Origin of the sequence: Lysinibacillus capsici, assembly GCF_003367505.1 — a bacterium.
In the GTDB taxonomy this organism is placed as follows: Bacteria; Bacillota; Bacilli; order Bacillales_A; family Planococcaceae; genus Lysinibacillus; species Lysinibacillus capsici.
The window spans coordinates 138524-156701 of sequence record NZ_PXXX01000013.1 but is presented as its reverse complement, the minus strand read 5'-3'; the positions used below and the strand labels follow the sequence as shown (position 1 = coordinate 156701).

The window sequence follows — 18178 nt, the reverse complement described above, 5'->3', positions numbered from 1 at the left end:
GTAAATGTTAGAGTATATTGGTCTTTTTGGTAGTTTAGCATTATTAGTTTATTTAACAATGAAGGGTGTAAATCTACTTATTTCAGCACCGTTAACTGCGCTGTTAGCAGCCTTAACAAACGGTCTTGCATTTTTTCCTCAAACAGCTGATAAAGATCAGGCCAACTTTCTAACGAGCTATATGGATGGGTTCACCGGATTTGTTGGTTCATGGTATTTAATGTTCATGGCGGGCGCCATTTTCGGCAAAGTCATGGAGGACACAGGCGCTGCAGATAGTGTCTCTAAATGGATTGTAGAAAAAATAGGGGTGAAATATGCCACATATGCTGTAGTTTTAGCTGCAGCAGTACTCACATATGGTGGTGTTTCAGTTTTTATCGTAGCCTTTTCAGTTTATCCAATGGCTATTAGTTTATTTAAACAAGCAAACTTTCCACGACGTTTTATTCCTGCTGCGCTGGGCCTAGGTTCTGTCACATTTACGATGACATCAGCAGGCTCACCTGAGATTCAAAATTGGATACCAATTCCATATCTTGGTACAACTCCATATGCAGGTTGGCAAGTTAGTATTGTCGTGGCTATTTTTATGGCCGTTGGTGGCTCGCTTTGGCTGAATTGGATGATTAAACGCGCTGTTAACAATGGGGAAATTTTCATTGAGCGCTCCACCGATCCAGTAGCTGATGAAACAAGAAAGCTTCCGAGTCCCCTTTTGAGTCTCATACCATTATTAGTTGTTTTAGTCATTTCTTATATTTTCCATGATTCACTTGGAACCTCTGCTTTAATTGTAGCCTTAACTAGTGGCTGTATCGTTGCTTATTTAGTGAGTTACAAATATGCAAAGTCAGTTGGCGCAACATTAGCAGCAGGTGCAATGGGTGCTATTATTGCCATTGCAAATACGGCGGCTGTTGTCGGCTTTGGCGGGGTAGTAAAAGCAACACCATCCTTTGTTGCAACTGTTGATGTAATGACCAATATCCCTGGCAGTCCGCTGATTGGAGGAGCCTTAGCAATTGCGGTTATTGCTGGTTTAACAGGTTCAGCATCAGGGGGACAAACAATTGCTATGCCCTTACTAGCACCGCATTATATCGAGATGGGTGTAGATACAGAGGCGTTGCATCGGACAATCGCTATAGCATCTGGTTCCCTAGATTCATTGCCGCACGGAGGATATGTTGTGACAACCATCAATTCAGTATGTAATGAAAAGCATAAGGATGCATATATGCCATTTGGAGCTTTGACGGTTATTATCCCTATCATAGGTACAATACTTGCAATCATATTATTCTCATTAGGGATGTAGGAGGGATGAAGTATGCGAGGAAAAACGGTTTTTATTACAGGGGCAGCTCGTGGTATTGGTCTTGCTATGGCACAAGCATTTGCTGAGCAAGGGGCTAATGTTGTGATAACAGATAAAAATGAACTGCTTCTTGAGGAAGCCGTCGCACAATACCCCTCTTTAACTTCCTATATATGTGATGTGACAGAAGAACAAGCGATAAGAGAAGCCATTGATTTTACGATTAATAAATTCTCAACATTAGATATTTTAATCAATAATGCAGGTTTTCAACATGTGTCACTTATTGAGGATTTTAAGACAGAAATTTTTGAGTCAATGCAAAAAGTGATGGTCGTTGCTCCCTTTGTGGCGATGAAGTATGCGTTACCACATATGAAGAAAAATCAATTTGGTCGTATTATCAATATGGCCTCCATCAATGGTGTCATTGGGTTTGCTGGGAAGGCAGGATATAATGCAGCAAAGCATGGTGTGATTGGGCTTACTAAGGTAACGGCACTAGAGGTGGCGACAGATGGAATTACGGTAAATGCTATTTGTCCAGGGTATGTTGACACGGAATTAGTACGTAATCAGTTTATGGACTTAGCACAGACACGGGGTATTCAAGTGGAAGAAGTTCTTGAACAAGTGTTATATCCACTTGTACCGCAAAAACGTTTACTTGATGTCTCAGAAATTACAGGACTTGCATTATATTTAGCAAGTGATGTAGCAAAGGGGTTAACCGGCCAGGCCATTCTATTAGATGGTGGCTATACAGCTCAATAGCTTAGGAGGGAAAATATGATTCAAACAAAAACCATCTTTACTGTTCATTCTCCAGGAACGATTGTATATGGTCGAGATTCATTTGAAGAAGTAGGAGAGTATGCGAAAAAACTAGGTTCAAAGGCATTAATTATTAGTGATCCAATTATGGACAGTTTAGGCTTTATCAAGAAATGCCATACACTGTTAAAGACCCAAGGGATAGACGTCGTTTCATATATAGGGGTGACAACTGAGCCAGATGATACGTATGTAGCAGAGGGATTGCAGCTTTTGCAGAAAGAAAACTGTGATGTCATTATTTCTGTTGGTGGTGGTAGCTGTATTGATACGGCGAAGGCGATTGCAGTAGTGGCTACAAATGGCGGCTACATAGGAGATTATATGAAAATGGCAAAGGTTGCAGCTGAAGCACCAATTCCACACATTGCGATACCAACAACAGCAGGTACAGGCTCTGAAGCAACAGATGCCACTGTTATTACCAATACAAAAAGTGATGTGAAAATGATGATTAAGCAACCAGCTTTTATGCCCACTATAGCGGTTGTTGATCCTATTTTAACCATTACCTCACCTCCAGCAATTACCGCAGCAACTGGAATAGATGCATTGAGCCATGCCATTGAGAGCTATTTATCACGTTTAGCTCATCCTTATTCGAATGTGCTCGCCTTATCTGCTATGGAATTAATTGTGAATAACATCATAAGGGTTTATGAATATGGAGATGATGTTGATGCTAGGGAAGCGATGTCATTGGGTTCGATGCAGGCAGGGCTGTCATTTTCTAATGCTTCTGTTGCCCTTGTACATGGAATGTCTCGTCCGATTGGGGCACTTTTCCACGTACCGCATGGCATCTCCAATGCGATGCTTTTACCAGCTGTACTAGATTATTCAATAGACGCTTGTATAGATCGATTGGCAGATTTAGGACAATTTTTTAATAAAACAAAAGAACGTCTATCGCAAGAGGAACTTGCTCAGCTTGCTATTACGTCCATTAAAGATATGTGTAAGTATATGAAAATTGGCAATTTAAAGCAATGGGGAATCGAGGAGCATGCTTATTATCAGGCCATTCCTAAAATGGCTGAGGATGCACTTGCAAGTGGGAGTCCTGGTAACAATCCGAAGATACCAACTTTAGAAGAGTTAATGGAGCTATATAAAATTGCCTATACGTATGAGTTTTAATGATATTGGAGAGCTATTCATTGAATGAATGGCTCTTTTATATTTTTTCAGAAAATAAACTCGCATTCTATAGAATTAATATGACATATTCGAGAATATATAGTAAACTTTTAGTGAATCACCATTCATTTTTAACAAAGGGGGAAATGGAATGTTGCAAGGGAAAACGATTATTATTACGGGTGGATCAAGTGGTATGGGGCTGTATATGGCAAAGCAGTTCGTAACTGAGGGAGCTAATGTTGTCATAACAGGTCGTAACGAAGAACGATTAGCAGAGGCAAAGAAATTTATAGCGGAGGCTGGTCCCTCTATTGAGACATTCCAAATGGATGTACGTGTACCTGAGCATGCTGAGGCTATGCTCGCATTTGCTATTGAAAAATTTGGTCAAGTGGATGGGCTTGTGAATAATGCAGCAGGTAACTTTATTGTACGTGCAGAGGATTTATCACCGAATGGCTGGAAGGCTGTCGTAGATATTGTATTAAATGGTACATTCTATTGCTCTTCAGCAGTAGGCAAGTATTGGATTGAGAATAAGATCAAAGGGTCTATATTAAATATGGTAGCGACGTATGCTTGGAATGCAGGAGCAGGAGTGATCCATTCAGCTGCAGCAAAAGCAGGGGTACTATCATTGACGAGAACGCTAGCTGTTGAGTGGGGGAAACAGTATGGGATTCGGGTTAATGCTATTGCACCAGGTCCGATCGAGCGTACTGGTGGAGCCGATAAGCTTTGGGAATCAGAAGCAGCGGCAGCTCGTACACTAGATTCTGTTCCACTAGGCCGTATAGGAACACCAGAAGAAATTGCTGATTTAGCTACATTTATGATGTCTAATAAAGCAAGTTATATGAATGGAGAATGTGTAACTTTGGATGGTGGGCAGTGGCTCAATCAATATCCATTCTAAAAATCTTTGCATAACGAATAGCTGGGTTGACGCATACTAAGGGTAAAGAAAGGAGTTTTGCCGATGGGTATGTGGTTAATACCAGCAATTATTGCCATTGTGATCATTTCTGCTATTTCGTTTGTTTATACGTTAAAAATAGCTAAAATGACTTCTGAACGGAAATCTGAAAATGATACCCCTATTTCAGAAACAGTTGAAGAATATGCAACGATGTTGAACCCAATTGTTTGGGTCTATGCAATTTTTTTGCTTTTTTTAGGGATCATGATTTTTTACTACTGGAGTAAGGCGGGCTATTAGTTAAGAACCATCTTCATTCGGTCACGAAAAACTTGACTGGATGAAGATATTCTAAGTTTTTGCTGTAAAGGCTAAAATAATTCATTGTTCATGAAAAACTCTTCTCGGCCTGGTCATGGTCATACATAGAAAAGTTGTGATATGATGAAAGGGAAGGACTGTTCTACACAGTGAGGACAGAAAAGGAGAAGAAGTTCATGATTTCAACTAACAGCAAAGACTTATTAGCAATGCCAATTAGTGATTTTATCATTTCCTCTGAAAAAGTTGCGCATGTACAAAGTGGAAATAGTGCGGAACATGCACTCCTTGTACTAACACGTACAGGGTACTCGTCCATACCTGTATTAGATTTGAAATATCGACTTCAAGGTTTACTTAGCATGAAAATGATTACCGAATCGATTCTTGGACTTGAGCATATTGAATATGAAAAGCTACCTGATATTAAGGTTGACTCTATTATGGAAAAAGAGATCGCTGTATTGAAGCTGACGGATACTTTCCAGCGTGCTTTGGATTTAGTTATTAACCACGCCTTTTTATGTGTAGTGGACGAAGATGGTACATTCGCAGGGATATTAACAAGACGTGTTATTTTAAAGCAATTGAAAAAATATATTTATCAAAAAGAGTAGTAGCTTAAGAGGGAACTCAGATGAAAATCATGAGGCCCTCTTTGCTTGTATTGGAGGTTTACAGATTGATGGCAACAGAGGCAGAAATTTTAAAAATCTTAGCTGAAGAACGCAATATGCGGAAAGCAGCAGAACGTCTATTTTTATCCCAACCAGCCCTTTCACAACGATTGCAAACGATTGAGAAAGACTGGGGTGCACAATTATTTATTCGTTCACAAAAAGGTTTAACAGCAACACCTGCTGGTGAACAAGTTATTGCTTATGCAAAGGAAATGCTAGCCAAAAAGGAAGAAATATTTGAAACGATTCAATCCTTAACGACAAAGGTAAACGGGACATTGAAAATTGCTTGTGCATCCATTGTTGGTCAGAACTGGCTACCAAAAATCTTGAAGGAGTTTGTGTCAAAATATCCAGAGGCTAAAATATCACTGATGACTGGCTGGAGTTCTGAAATTGTGAAGGCTCTTTACGAGGGCGAGGCCCATGTAGGCATTGTACGAGGCCAAGTTGACTGGAAAGGAGAAAAGATCCACCTTTTCAGAGATACTCTTTATTTAGTGGACAAAGAGGTTAAAACAATTGAAGATGTGTTAAAGACAGACCGTCCATTTATTCAATATAAGAGTGATTCCAACTATTATCAAGAAATTCAGCAATGGTGGCAGCAGCATTTTGCCTCGAATCCAAGAAAACAAATTTTAGTGGATCAAATTGAAATTTGCAAGCAAATGGCATTAAATGGTATCGGTTATGCGATCTTGCCTTCTATTACGTTAAATGACCACGATGCCATTCACAAAATCCCTCTATCAAATGATGAAAAAGAGTTTGGTCTTACACGCGATACTTGGTTAATTGGTTATGAATCCTCTTTTGAATTAAGACAAGTAGAGGCGTTTGTGGAAGTAGTGCAGGATCATGCACGGTGTTTGTTTGATTATACTAAATAGAAAATCAGGCAGCTCCAGGTTGTTTTGGAGTTGCCTTTTTGCATTGTAGAATTCTTAAGAGTTTATGAATATTAATGAAGATAACATAAGAAATGGAACAAAATGCAATATAAATCGTATAATTATGTAACCATCTATTTACATAAAAAGGGGTTGAGCTTTTGAAAAAGACAAAATGGACGGCACTGACCTTACTAGTCATGCTGGTAATGAGCTTTATCTTGCCTACAACTCAGGCAAGTGCTGCTGCTACGCTAGAGGTGAAAGCAACAGCGGGTGTTTCTGGTAAAGCGAAATATCAATCAGTAGTACCACTCCAAGTTACAGTGAAAAATAATGGAGCTGACTTCTCAGGAGATATGGCGATTAATTCATCAAATTCTTATGAGGCAGCTTCAGCACTTGTCGTTCCAATTGATATAGCAGCAGGAGAGGAAAAGACATTTACTTTCTATCTTGATGGTTTAGCTGACTATAGTTATTCGGACACCGATTTATTTGCTTTTTATGAGGGAAGCATTGAAAAAGGAAAAAAGATTGCCTATAAGGGAACTAAACGTCTGCAATCAAATTTTTTAGACCCCTCATCAACATTCATTTATACATTAACAGATAAAAGTGATCGTCTTTCTGCACTATTACGTTTATCAACATTTGTAGCTCAAAGTAATGTGGAAGTATTTAATATCAATCAATTAAAAGATTATACACTTCCAGAAGATTCGCAGGGACTTGCGATGGCCAATGTCATTGTTGTAGATGAAGTGGCTATTGCTGATTTAACACCGAAACAACAAGAAGCATTACTAAAATGGGTACAGGATGGTGGTACCTTACTTCTAGGTGCTGCTGACCAAATTAATGCTACAGCAGGGGTTTTTAAAGAGTATTTACCTTTGTCATTATCACAAGAAATGACTGCGATTTCTGCAGAAGCTTTAACTAAATTGTCAGGAGGCGGCATTTTTACACAGCCGATTTCAGTATACTCAGCTACTAGTAGTGAAGGAAGTTTACCTGTATTAACAGAAAATAATGAAGTGTTAGCAGCAAAGAAAAAAGTGGGTAGCGGGGAAGTGATTCAAACAACCTTCTCTTTAGGTGATCAACCACTTGCTTCTATGGACGGCTACGGAGCACTTTTAGCCAAAGTGATAAATATTCAAAGTATTTCACAGCAAGGAATGATGAGACAGGGACAATCTCCTCTCGATCAAATATCTTATGAACTTCGTAACATTAATGAACTATTTCCATCATTCGAAGTATCAGTGAGCTATATGCTAATTGTCATTATTCTTTATATTTTAATAATCGGGCCAATTCTTTATTTTGTCTTGAAAAAAGCGGACAAGCGTGAGCATGCATGGTGGATAATACCGTCCATCTCTGTTGTTCTTTCCATTGTTCTCTTTATTGTCGGAGCGAAGGATCGTATTGTTCAGCCACAAGTTCAACAATCTGCATTCTATAAAGTAAATGAAGACAATAGTGTAAATGGCTATTATGTAGAGTCCATTCTAACGAATCGCAGTGGGGACTTTGTGGTCAATGCTGACCAAAATACAACTGCTGTTGCATTAAGAAATTATAATAACTTCACAGGCACGATGGGACCATTACATGAATCTTCTTATATAAAAGAAAATGCTAGCGGTTCAACACTAACATTACGTGATTTAAGCTACTGGTCTGTGCAATCCTTTGGTGGAAAAACATCAGCACAAAATATCGGGAAGATGGATATAGATATAACACTGAAAAATGAAAAACTAACAGGAACAGTTAAAAATAATTTCCCGTTTGCATTAAAAGATGTCACATTAATCTCTGGTGTGAAAGAAGTAAAACTAGGTGATATTGAAGCAAATGGAACATTACAGGTAAATAAGGAACTGAAAACAACGGTTCTTCAAAAACCATCTATTTTCAATAATTATAATTATAGTTACCCATCGAAAAAGGATGAGGTAAACCCAATGCGGATTGAACGAATGAAAACTTTAGCATTGCCGCTTGTCGAAAAGGATAACCAGCCAATACTTACAGCTTGGACAGATCAAGCTGTGGTAGGTGTTGAATTAGAAACAAGTGCCAATATGTCACCGATTACGATGCTTGTTCAACCATTTAAAGGAAAAGTTGAGCTAACAGGGCCATTTACAATGAAGCGTAATAACTTCTCGTATTCAGTAGAGCCACTATCAGCAAATGGCTATTATGAAAAGATCGAGGAAGAATTGAATAAATGGTACCTATCTGAAGGGTTGTACGAAGTAACGATGACCATGCCAGATCAATTCATGGATGCCGTTGAATCACTTAATGAGCTGACAATTTCTAATAAGGATGTTTCACGTATGCAGCTATCCATTTGGAATAATGAAACGAATATATATGAGCCTTTAGTCGATACAAAGCAAGTGTTTACAGACAAGGTTTCAACATACTTTAATCAAGATGGAGAGCTTCGAATTGAAATCAAATATGGTCCCGATCCATCAGGAGAACAAACGAAGTTACCAGACATAGAGCTGAAAGGAGTGGCAAAATAATGATTGAAATTCGTGATTTAACGAAACGATACGGCTCCTTTACAGCATTAGATCATTTAAACTTATCTTTAGAAGAAGGCGTTGTATTTGGATTTGTTGGCGCAAATGGAGCAGGGAAATCAACGACATTCTCTATTTTAGCTACACTATTGTCACCGACTTCAGGAGATGCTCTGATAAATGGCAAAAGTGTTGTGAAGGAACCAAAAGAAGTTCGAAAGCAAATTGGTTATATGCCCGATTTCTTTGGTGTTTATGATCAGTTAAAAGTAGATGAATATTTAGATTTTTATGGAGCGAGCTACGGTATCCAATTAGCAGAGCGTCAAGTGTTAATTCCACAACTATTAGAACTAGTGAATTTAACAAGTAAACGCTATGAATATGTTGATTTATTATCACGTGGTATGAAGCAACGCTTATGTTTAGCTCGTGCACTCATCCATGATCCAAAGGTACTGATTCTAGATGAACCTGCATCAGGACTAGATCCGCGTGCTCGTGTGGAAATGCGAGATATTTTACGGAATTTAAAGTCTATGGGAAAAACAATTTTAATTTCGTCGCATATTTTACCTGAACTTGCTGAGATGTGTGATGAAATCGGTGTTATTGATAATGGTAAATTAATTGCACATGGAAATGTAGCCGCGATTCAGGCCCAGCTACAAGGAGAAAAGCGTATTGTGTTGAAAGTGACAGATCAATTGGATGCAGTACGAGCGTTTTTAGAGGAAGATCCTCATATTTCATCAATTGATGTCATTGAAAATCGTTTAGAAATAGCCTTTAACTATCGAGGAACAGATGCTGAGCAGGTGGCATTGCTAAAAAAAGCTATGCTTACAGATTTACCAATCTATGCATTAAGTGAAGAAGAGAAGGATTTAGAGGATGTCTTTATGGCGATTACGAAGGGAGCGGACAATCAATGATGGAAAGATTTTATAATCCAGTACTTGTTAAAGAATTGAAGTTACGCTTCCGTTCTTTTAAAAGCTTTTCAGGTTTAATGTTTTATTTAGCTGTACTGTGTATTTTCATTGCAGGGTTTTTATTGCTTACAACTGAATTTACTGGCAGAGGCTTCTTTAAACCAGAGACAAGCTTTATGATGTTTGCTGTGCTAACCATCTTGCAAATGGCATTAGTTCTTTTCATTACACCAAGTTTGACTGCTGGTGCTATCAGTAGTGAGCGCGAAAAGCAAACATTAAATATTTTATTAACAACGACACAAAGTTCTACACAAATTGTTATTGGAAAATTACTATCCTCCGTAGCATTTCTAGTATTGATGCTGGTAGCGGGATTACCACTTTACAGTCTAGTGTTTCTATTCGGTGGTGTGTCGCCTTCACAGCTTATTTCTATATTTTTATTTTATTTAGTCACTGTAGTAGCAATAGGTAGTATAGGCGTGATGTTTTCTACGATTACTAAGAGGACTATTGTTGCCATGATTGCCACATACGGCTCAATCATTTTCTTAGGAGGTATTACAGCATTCTTCTTCTTTTTAACAATGGCCTTTCATCAAATGGGCAATGCCATTGGAACAGGTGCCTCCTTTATGACCTATTTCTGGGCATCTATTAATCCAGGTGCCTTGATGCTGACACTTATTTCTCCAGAGATGGGGGATGCATTAGCAGAGCTTTCGGGTGTAGAACTACCTGTATGGATTACTTATTTAATTGCTTATGTATTCATCATTGTGCTTTGTTTAACGATTGCGATTAAAAAATTGCGTGCCAACATGAAAAGTAACCGATGAGGAGGAATTGGTATGGAGCGTCGTAAGCAATTACGAAAATATATTCAGCGTGCAAAATCGAGATTAACTCTTGAAAGGAGCATTCCCATTGCACAATACGGTTTGTTTTTGGCATTGCTTTCGAGTGCTTCTCTCGTACTTATTTCCCGACTATTTGTCTGGCCATATTATCGCCAAATAGCGTTAGGAGCCTTTATTACCGTTATTATTTCAACCATTGCTTATATTTGGTGGAAACGGGTCAAAGAGAAAGAGGCATTGCATAAACTGGATCATTATTTCTCACATAATGAATTAGTGACAGCTTTATCATTTAAAGATGATCAGGATCCTCTTGTTCAATCATTATTATCGAAAGCTATCCAAAATGCTGAAAAAGCTTTCGCAGACTTTAAGGCTCGAAAGAAAAATCTATTTCGTCCAAAGGCGTTTATCGGTTTATTTATTACAACAGTTGTACTAGCCATTCTTTATATGTTCCCAGCAGCTACGCAAATTGAAGCAATAGAGGTTGAAAAGGAGCAAGCAGTTATCGAAGATATGAAGAAGGAAGTTGCTGAATTAGAGAAGAAGGCGGAAACAAAAGAAGTAAAGGAGCAATTGCAAGAACTTCAAAATACTTTAAAAGAGGCTGAAACAGCAGAAGAAGCTTTACGAGAAGTTGTCAAAAAGCAAAAGGAGCTAGCATTAAAGGAGCAGCAATTAAAGGATAAACAAACGGCTAGTCAAGATGGCACAACAGAAGGCCAAGGATTATCGAAGGAAGAGGTTGAGCAGCTAAAAGAGCTTGCCCAAATGCAGCAAGGGCTCACAGAAAATGCAAATGCCACACAAACTGCTATGAGTAAACTTGGTAAACCAGCAAGTAACTCCTTACAAAATGCAATTGCGAGTGCCAATAATGCCAGCAGCCACACTCAAAACAGTCAACAGTCATCTGGTAATTCCCAACCTAGTAATCAACAAAGCCAGTCTAGTCAAAATAATGCTCAAAGTGGTTCTCAACAGCAAAATGGTAGTGGCCAGAGCAATGGTCAAGGCCAGGGCCAAGGCCAAGGCCAGGGCCAAGGCCAAGGCCAAGGCCAGGGCCAAGGCCAGGGACAAGGCCAAGGCCAAGGACAGGGCCAAGGACAGGGACAAGGACAAGGACAGGGCCAAGGTCAAGGACAGGGCCAAGGTGGTCAAGGAGCAGGAAGTGGCCAAGGCGGTCGGAATTTGCTAACGACACCGAATCGAATAGGTGGGGCAAGTGAGACATCAGTAGATGGTGGCGCATTAGGAGATGGTTCCCATGTATCTGAGCAACAAGGAAATGGTCCGATAACAAAAGGTTCTATTCGACCTTATGAAGAAGTAATTGGCTCTTATAAAGACAGCTATTTAGAGAGTTCAGAGCGCTTACAATTACCGAAGGATTTACAAAATGTCGTGCAATCTTATTTCACGTCAATTGAGTCGCAGTAGGAGGAAAAGAAATGGCCTTTACAGAGCAACAGTATGTAGATATGAGTACGAAATTACAACAAGTTAAAGAAGAAATCCATCGCTTCATTGTTGGACAGGAAGAAGCAATTGATTATACCCTGTATGCAGTATTAGCGGATGGTCATGCATTGTTAGAAGGTTTACCTGGTTTAGGAAAAACGATGTTAATTCGTACCATTTCAGAGGTACTGGATCTGTCGTTTTCACGTATTCAATTTACACCAGATCTTATGCCAGCAGATATAACAGGTACGAGCATGATTGAACGTACACCCGATGGGAAGCAGCAATTTACCTTTCAACCTGGGCCAATCTTTAGTCAAATGGTATTGGCTGATGAGATAAATCGCGCAACACCCAAAACCCAAAGTGCCTTGTTGGAAGCAATGGGAGAAAAAACGGTAACCATATTAGGGGATACAAAAAAAATGGCGAGACCATTTTTCGTGCTGGCAACTCAAAACCCTATTGAAATGGAAGGAACATACCCATTACCAGAAGCACAGATGGACCGTTTCCTTTGTAAAATTCTTGTACCCTATCCAGAAAAAAGCGAACTTATGGAAATTATGAAGCGAACGACAGGTGCCCAGGAAATTGGTTTACAGAAACAGATGGATACGGATGCTCTCATTCAAGCTCAGCAAATGGTAAAGGAAGTGATGGTTGCTGATGAAATGCTAGAGTATGCAACTGATCTAGTAGTGGCTACGCATCCTGAGAGAACAGATGCGCTTGATGAGGTTAAACAATATGCAATGTATGGCAGTGGTCCACGTGGTTTGCAGAGCTTAATCAAATTGGCAAAGGCAAGAGCTTTAATGAATGGTCGTTTTCATGTTTCTGTAGCGGATATTAAATCTGTTGCTAAGCCTGTTTTACGTCATCGCATGCTGTTGAATTATGAAGGGGAGGCTTCAGGAAAAACAGCAGACGATGTGATTGATGTTATTTTAGAAAAAGTTCAGCAAGGTATTAGCAAGTGACAGCAAAATACTTATTGCCCGAAGACTGGTTAGCGAAAATCAGTCGCTTTCAAGTAGCGACGGCCTCCAAACTACGCGGGCAACATAAGGGCTCGCACCGTTCTCAACGCTTCGGGGCATCCCTTGATTTCTCGGATTTTCGAGAATACCATTTAGGAGATGATGTACGCCAAGTGGATTGGAACGTCTTTGCTCGTACAGATAAATACTTTATTAAAAGGTTTTTAGATGAGCAAGAGATGCGTGTACATATTCTACTAGATGCTACCAAATCGATGGGGCAACATGCTAAGTGGTTATTTGCTCGTCAAATTGTGGCCTCCCTCGGTCTAATGGTATTAGGTCGAGATGATCGTCTATCTTTTTCTTTTGTCCAAGATGAAGTGAAGCCACCATTTCGACGGAAGGGTACCATGTATCGCCGAGCTTTTTTACAGCTAGTAACAGATATAGAGGAAGCTAATTACTCTAATCGTTTTGCCAAGGATGCACTTAAAGCTTTACCTAAAGATAGTACCGTATTATTCATTGTTACAGATGGATTAGAGCCAATTGAGGAATGGGAACAGCTATTAAAAAGGCTACCACGCTATGCTGGAGATGTTCGCATTTTGCAAATTGTAACGCAAGAAGAACTGTCACCAAATTATTCGGGTGATGTACGTCTCCTTGATCGTGAAACAGGTAATGATGTGAATGTGACGATGTCCTCTAAAGTATTAGAGTCCTACCATGCAAGACGCATACTACATGAAGAAGAATTTGAAGCCATTTGCCGTCGCTTTGGTGTTCGAAAATTACAATTGAAAGTGGAAGATGGATTGCAACATGCGATTTTCCAGCAATTATTAAAAGCACATTGGATTAGGTGAGGTGAGCCGTATTGGGCTTTAGTCAAATTATATTTAGCTGGACGGCCATCATCCCGGTCATTGTCCTACTTTATTATTTCTTTCGAAAAAAATATACAGATCAAACAGTTTCTTCGACGCTTTTTTGGTCGGAGATTATGCAGGAAACGCGAGTATCGCCTTATTTAAAGCATTTACAAAAAAATGCCCTACTATATTTACAGCTTCTTGCTTTACTGCTACTTGTTTTGGCATTGATGAATCCTTATATAAAAAAATCAACCATTGTTGGTGCACAAACCATATTTATTGTAGATACTTCAGCCACAATGCTGGCAGGTAAAGAGCAATCAACCTTTGACGCTCATAAACAGGAAATGCTGAACTTGATGAATGAATTGAATGGTCGACCTGTCACATTAATTACAACTGGTGCTGCACCAAAAGCTGTTTTACAGCAAGAAACAAACACGAGTGAAATAAAAAAAGCTATTCAAGATTTACAAGTAACCTATGAAACTGCTGAAATGAATAAGGCGCTGGATGTAGCACAGGCATTTGTGGGCGATACACCAACTTCTATCTATGTTTTTACAGATACACTTGATAAAAAGCAATTACCGATGGACAAGGATTCTGTGAAATGGCTAGTAAGAGGTGCTACAAAAGACTTAACAAATATCGCTATCACCCGCTTTGCTGCTACGACAGATGGACAAGCTACGCTGGCACTTGTACAACTCCATAATGATACAAATACCGAGCAAAAGGTAACACTCGCATTGAATAATGCAGAGGGTGAGGAGCTGGTAGCAGAAAGTGTCGTTGTGCCTCCAAATGAAGCCATTACGAAAACATTTAAAGATTTGCCTTTAGCAAAATCCATGACAGCTATTATTGATGCAAAAGATGATTATGACATAGACAATCAACAAACAGTTTTACTACAAACGACTACGTCAAAAATTATTGTTGATCAAGGCTTGCATCAACTGATACAAAAAGGTTTTCAAACAGTTAGTAGTGGCGTAAAAATCGTCCCTTCCTTGCAAGTCGCTGACAATCAAGATGCTACCATAATCACAAACCAATCAGCCTTATTGGAAAAGATGGACAATCCCCTCGTATTATTTGGTCGTGATGATGCAGAAAAAGTAGATGCGAATGGGACGGTAAGTACTAGAAGTGATGCATTATTTGCCTTTAGTGAACTAAAGGATGTTTATGTTAGTGCTGTTTATCCTGGCTTTGCGGACTATGAAACGATTGCTTCTGTTGGAGAAGAGCCGTTCATCCAACGCTCCCCAAAAGGAGATATCGTTGTTTTAGCCGATATTGCTGATACAGATTGGCCTTTACATCCATCATTCCCACTATTTCTATGGAGTACAGAGCAGCAGCTAACAGAATCAGTTGGTTCACTTGGGATTTTTTCACCCAATGAACAACGTGCAGTTGCTTTAGCGCAAGGAGACTGGAATGTTTATTCGCAAGAAGACGAGTTTCTTTCGTCTGTTACGAAGGGGATGCTAACTGCGCCCAAACAGCCAGGCATTTATATGGTACGCTCAAATAATGAGGAAAAACAATTGATTGTGCAATTGCAAGCACAAGAACGTGTCATTGAACAAGGAACAAGTTTTACATTAGGTGATATTTCAGACAATGGAAAGGAAGAAGTGTCGATGACCTCTTTCGTGCCTTGGCTAATTGTAATTATTTTACTATTGCTTGTTTCAGAGTGGGAGGTACAACGACGTCGTGGATTTACGAATTGATATGCCGTTAGTATTGTTGTTACTCCTTCCATTATTCTTGTATTTTGGATGGACATACTTTCATGAGCGACAGCGACTTAAAAGAAGTCATATTGTTGTACTTACTATTCGCATAGTGGCAGCAGGCTGTTTAGTTTTTGCACTCGCAGGTCCATATCTATTATTACCAATCAAAGAAGAACAAATTATTTATTTAGTAGACCGTTCTGCTTCTATGAATGGTACGGAAGATGAGATGGTTCAGTTTATACAGGAGAGCCTCCAATCAAAAAAAGAACCGCAGCTTGCGGGCATTTATTCATTTTCCTCTACTTTACAAACAGAAGCCATTTTATCTAAAACATTAAAGGAAGTACCGAAACTAACTGAAATTAAAGCTACCGATCAAACAAATATAGAACAAAGTCTACAGCTTGCTTCAGGGATTATAGATCCTAAAAAAGCAACTCGTCTTGTGCTATTAACAGATGGCAATGAGACAAAGGGCGATGCTTTAGAATTTGCTACGAAGTTGAAAGGCTCTAATATTAGTGTGGATATTAAGCCTTTTAGTCAACCAGTTGTCAATGATGTATCACTAAAAAGCTTTGTATCCCCTCAAGTGGCTTATGTTGGAGAGCAACAACAATTAGTGACAGACATACAGGCAACCTCAGCAGGCCAAGGTGAGCTGTTATTATATGAAAATGATGAGCTTATTCATCGAGAGGCAGTTGAGCTGACAGAAGGCACGAATGTGTTTACCTATAAACATGCAGCAACAGCTGAAGGACTTGTAAAATATGAAGCCGTTGTTCAAGTTGGTCAGGATGCCATTTTTGAAAACAATAAGTTAACTAGTGTCACAATGGTTCAAAGTGAACCACATTTATTAATCGTTAATGGTTATGAAACAGCTTCACCCATCGCAGCAGCACTTGGTAGTCAATCCATTGCTTATGATGTTGTAGCACCTAAAAGTTTACCAAATGAACTATCCAGCTATTTGCAATATAATGCTATCATTTTCGACAATGTACCAGGTCATTTAGTGGGTGAAGCAAAAATGAGTGTTATTGAGCAAGCAGTCAAAAACTTTGGAGTTGGTTTTACAATGGTGGGTGGAGAAAATAGTTTTGGTCTAGGCGGCTATTTTAAAACACCGATTGAAACCTTATTGCCAGTGGAAATGGAAATTAAGGGCAAAGAGCAATTACCTTCCTTAGGATTAGTGATTGTACTTGACCGTTCTGGCAGTATGCAAGGCTCGAAGCTTGAGCTTGCTAAGGAAGCAGCGGCACGTTCTGTTGAGATGTTGCGAGATGAGGATACATTAGGATTCATCGCCTTTGATGATCGTCCTTGGGAGATTATAGAGACAGGGCCTCTTAACAGTAAAGAAGAGGCTGTGGATACTATTTTATCAGTAACACCTGGTGGGGGAACAGAAATCTATAGTTCATTAGCTAAAGCCTACGAGAACCTTGCTGATTTAAAGCTCCAACGTAAGCATATTATCCTCTTAACAGATGGGCAGTCACAGGCAGGGAACTATGAGGATTTAATTGGTGAAGGGAAAGAAGAGGGTATAACCTTATCGACAGTAGCGATTGGACAAGATGCCGATGCGAACTTATTAGAAGCGCTTAGTGACATGGGCAGTGGACGTTTCTATGATGTGATAGATGAGCAAACCATTCCTTCTATTTTATCTCGGGAAACAGCTATGATTTCCCGCACCTATATTGAGGACAATCCATTCTATCCGGCAATTTATAATGCAGCAGGATGGAACTCACTGTTTGCTAATGGTGTCCCACAAATGAATGCATATATTGGGACAACGGCAAAACAGGGGGCTACTGTTGTAGCAGAAAGCGAGAAAGAAGATCCTGTGTTAGCGCAGTGGCAATATGGTCTTGGTAAAACATTTGCCTTTACATCTGATTCAACGGGTAAATGGACTGGAGATTGGGCAAGATGGCAGAATTGGGGAGCATTTTGGCAAACACTTATTTCTCAAATGCTACCAAGCTACAATGATGTAGCCTATGATGTAAGATTGGAAGCAGATGGTTCCTTTATGATTACAGACCCTACAAATGAAGCCGCATTTTTAGATATTGTAGCGGTAAATGAAGCAGGGGAGGAGCTAGAAACACAACTTGAAACCATTTCCGCATCTCAAGTTCGAGCTGTAGTACAAGCTGAACCTGGATTAATTTTCTTCCGTATAGCAGATGAAAAGCAGGCCATTTATCAGGCAGGGCTAAGTGTTCCTTATAGTGCTGAATACGAACTACTCCCTGTAAATAACCAACTGATAGAAGAGTTAACTCAACGAACAGGAGGCACTGTTTTAAAGGAACCACAAGATGTCTTCCGTGACTTTACGACAAAAGGAGCAGATCGGCAAAATATTGCCACATGGCTACTCTTAGCGAGTATGCTTCTTTTCTTTATTGATATTACCATAAGACGTTTTGGTTGGAATTTCCTAACGAATGCGAAGAAAAAAGAGCCGCTGGTTGAGGAAAAAACTATAGAAGCAGAAGACACAAATGTAGCACAGTTGTTAAAAGGCATGAAAAAACGATCTTAAAATAGAGGAAGCAGTGCAAACTCGAATAGTTTTGCACTGCTTTTTTATATTGCA

At 39.4% G+C, this 18178-nt stretch carries 15 protein-coding genes; all 15 read left to right on the top strand.

Annotation, left to right across the window (positions count from 1 at the left end):
• Positions 1 to 4 precede the first annotated feature (4 nt).
• The 15 genes from C7B89_RS12370 to C7B89_RS12300 all read left to right on the top strand — a co-directional run bounded on the left by C7B89_RS12370 (position 5) and on the right by C7B89_RS12300 (position 18124).
• Positions 5 to 1321: a GntP family permease gene (locus C7B89_RS12370; protein WP_054549811.1), complete on the top strand. Its 1317-nt coding sequence runs from the start codon at positions 5 to 7 to the stop codon at positions 1319 to 1321.
• A 12-nt stretch (positions 1322 to 1333) separates the two neighbouring features.
• Positions 1334 to 2095 (top strand): 3-hydroxybutyrate dehydrogenase, encoded by a 762-nt coding sequence (locus C7B89_RS12365; protein ID WP_115673822.1) that lies wholly within the window; start codon positions 1334 to 1336, stop codon positions 2093 to 2095.
• 15 nt (positions 2096 to 2110) lie between these two features.
• On the top strand, positions 2111 to 3295 hold the full coding sequence (locus C7B89_RS12360) for an iron-containing alcohol dehydrogenase (RefSeq protein ID WP_115673821.1): 1185 nt from the start codon (positions 2111 to 2113) through the stop codon (positions 3293 to 3295).
• A 151-nt stretch (positions 3296 to 3446) separates the two neighbouring features.
• Positions 3447 to 4214, top strand: a complete 768-nt coding sequence (gene fadH, locus C7B89_RS12355; protein ID WP_048391980.1) for a 2,4-dienoyl-CoA reductase — start codon at positions 3447 to 3449, stop codon at positions 4212 to 4214.
• Between the two features lie 63 nt (positions 4215 to 4277).
• Positions 4278 to 4517 (top strand): hypothetical protein, encoded by a 240-nt coding sequence (locus tag C7B89_RS12350; RefSeq protein WP_048391979.1) that lies wholly within the window; start codon positions 4278 to 4280, stop codon positions 4515 to 4517.
• 197 nt (positions 4518 to 4714) lie between these two features.
• Positions 4715 to 5155, top strand: a complete 441-nt coding sequence (cbpB, locus tag C7B89_RS12345; protein ID WP_004224640.1) for a cyclic-di-AMP-binding protein CbpB — start codon at positions 4715 to 4717, stop codon at positions 5153 to 5155.
• A 68-nt stretch (positions 5156 to 5223) separates the two neighbouring features.
• Positions 5224 to 6111 (top strand): LysR family transcriptional regulator, encoded by an 888-nt coding sequence (locus tag C7B89_RS12340; protein WP_048391978.1) that lies wholly within the window; start codon positions 5224 to 5226, stop codon positions 6109 to 6111.
• A 161-nt stretch (positions 6112 to 6272) separates the two neighbouring features.
• A complete protein-coding gene (locus C7B89_RS12335; protein WP_112117432.1) occupies positions 6273 to 8666 on the top strand; it encodes a DUF7408 domain-containing protein in 2394 nt (797 codons plus the stop codon).
• Positions 8666 to 9601 carry an ABC transporter ATP-binding protein gene (locus C7B89_RS12330; RefSeq protein WP_004224654.1) on the top strand — a complete coding sequence of 312 codons (936 nt, stop codon included), beginning with the start codon at positions 8666 to 8668 and terminating at the stop codon, positions 9599 to 9601. The genes C7B89_RS12335 and C7B89_RS12330 overlap by 1 nt, the downstream gene beginning before the upstream one ends.
• Positions 9598 to 10443, top strand: a complete 846-nt coding sequence (locus tag C7B89_RS12325) for an ABC transporter permease (protein ID WP_066037223.1) — start codon at positions 9598 to 9600, stop codon at positions 10441 to 10443. The genes C7B89_RS12330 and C7B89_RS12325 overlap by 4 nt, the downstream gene beginning before the upstream one ends.
• A 12-nt stretch (positions 10444 to 10455) precedes the next feature.
• Positions 10456 to 11907, top strand: coding sequence for a hypothetical protein (locus C7B89_RS12320; protein ID WP_115673820.1), 1452 nt, complete (start codon positions 10456 to 10458; stop codon positions 11905 to 11907).
• 11 nt (positions 11908 to 11918) lie between these two features.
• Entirely contained in the window at positions 11919 to 12914 is a 996-nt protein-coding gene (locus C7B89_RS12315; RefSeq protein WP_048391973.1) for an AAA family ATPase, read from the top strand.
• Positions 12911 to 13786, top strand: coding sequence for a DUF58 domain-containing protein (locus tag C7B89_RS12310; RefSeq protein ID WP_066037221.1), 876 nt, complete (start codon positions 12911 to 12913; stop codon positions 13784 to 13786). Before C7B89_RS12315 ends, C7B89_RS12310 begins: the two co-directional genes overlap by 4 nt.
• Positions 13787 to 13797: 11 nt before the next feature.
• A complete protein-coding gene (locus C7B89_RS12305) occupies positions 13798 to 15543 on the top strand; it encodes a vWA domain-containing protein (protein WP_112117436.1) in 1746 nt (581 codons plus the stop codon).
• A complete protein-coding gene (locus C7B89_RS12300) occupies positions 15527 to 18124 on the top strand; it encodes a VWA domain-containing protein (RefSeq protein WP_115673819.1) in 2598 nt (865 codons plus the stop codon). The genes C7B89_RS12305 and C7B89_RS12300 overlap by 17 nt, the downstream gene beginning before the upstream one ends.
• Positions 18125 to 18178 lie beyond the last annotated feature (54 nt).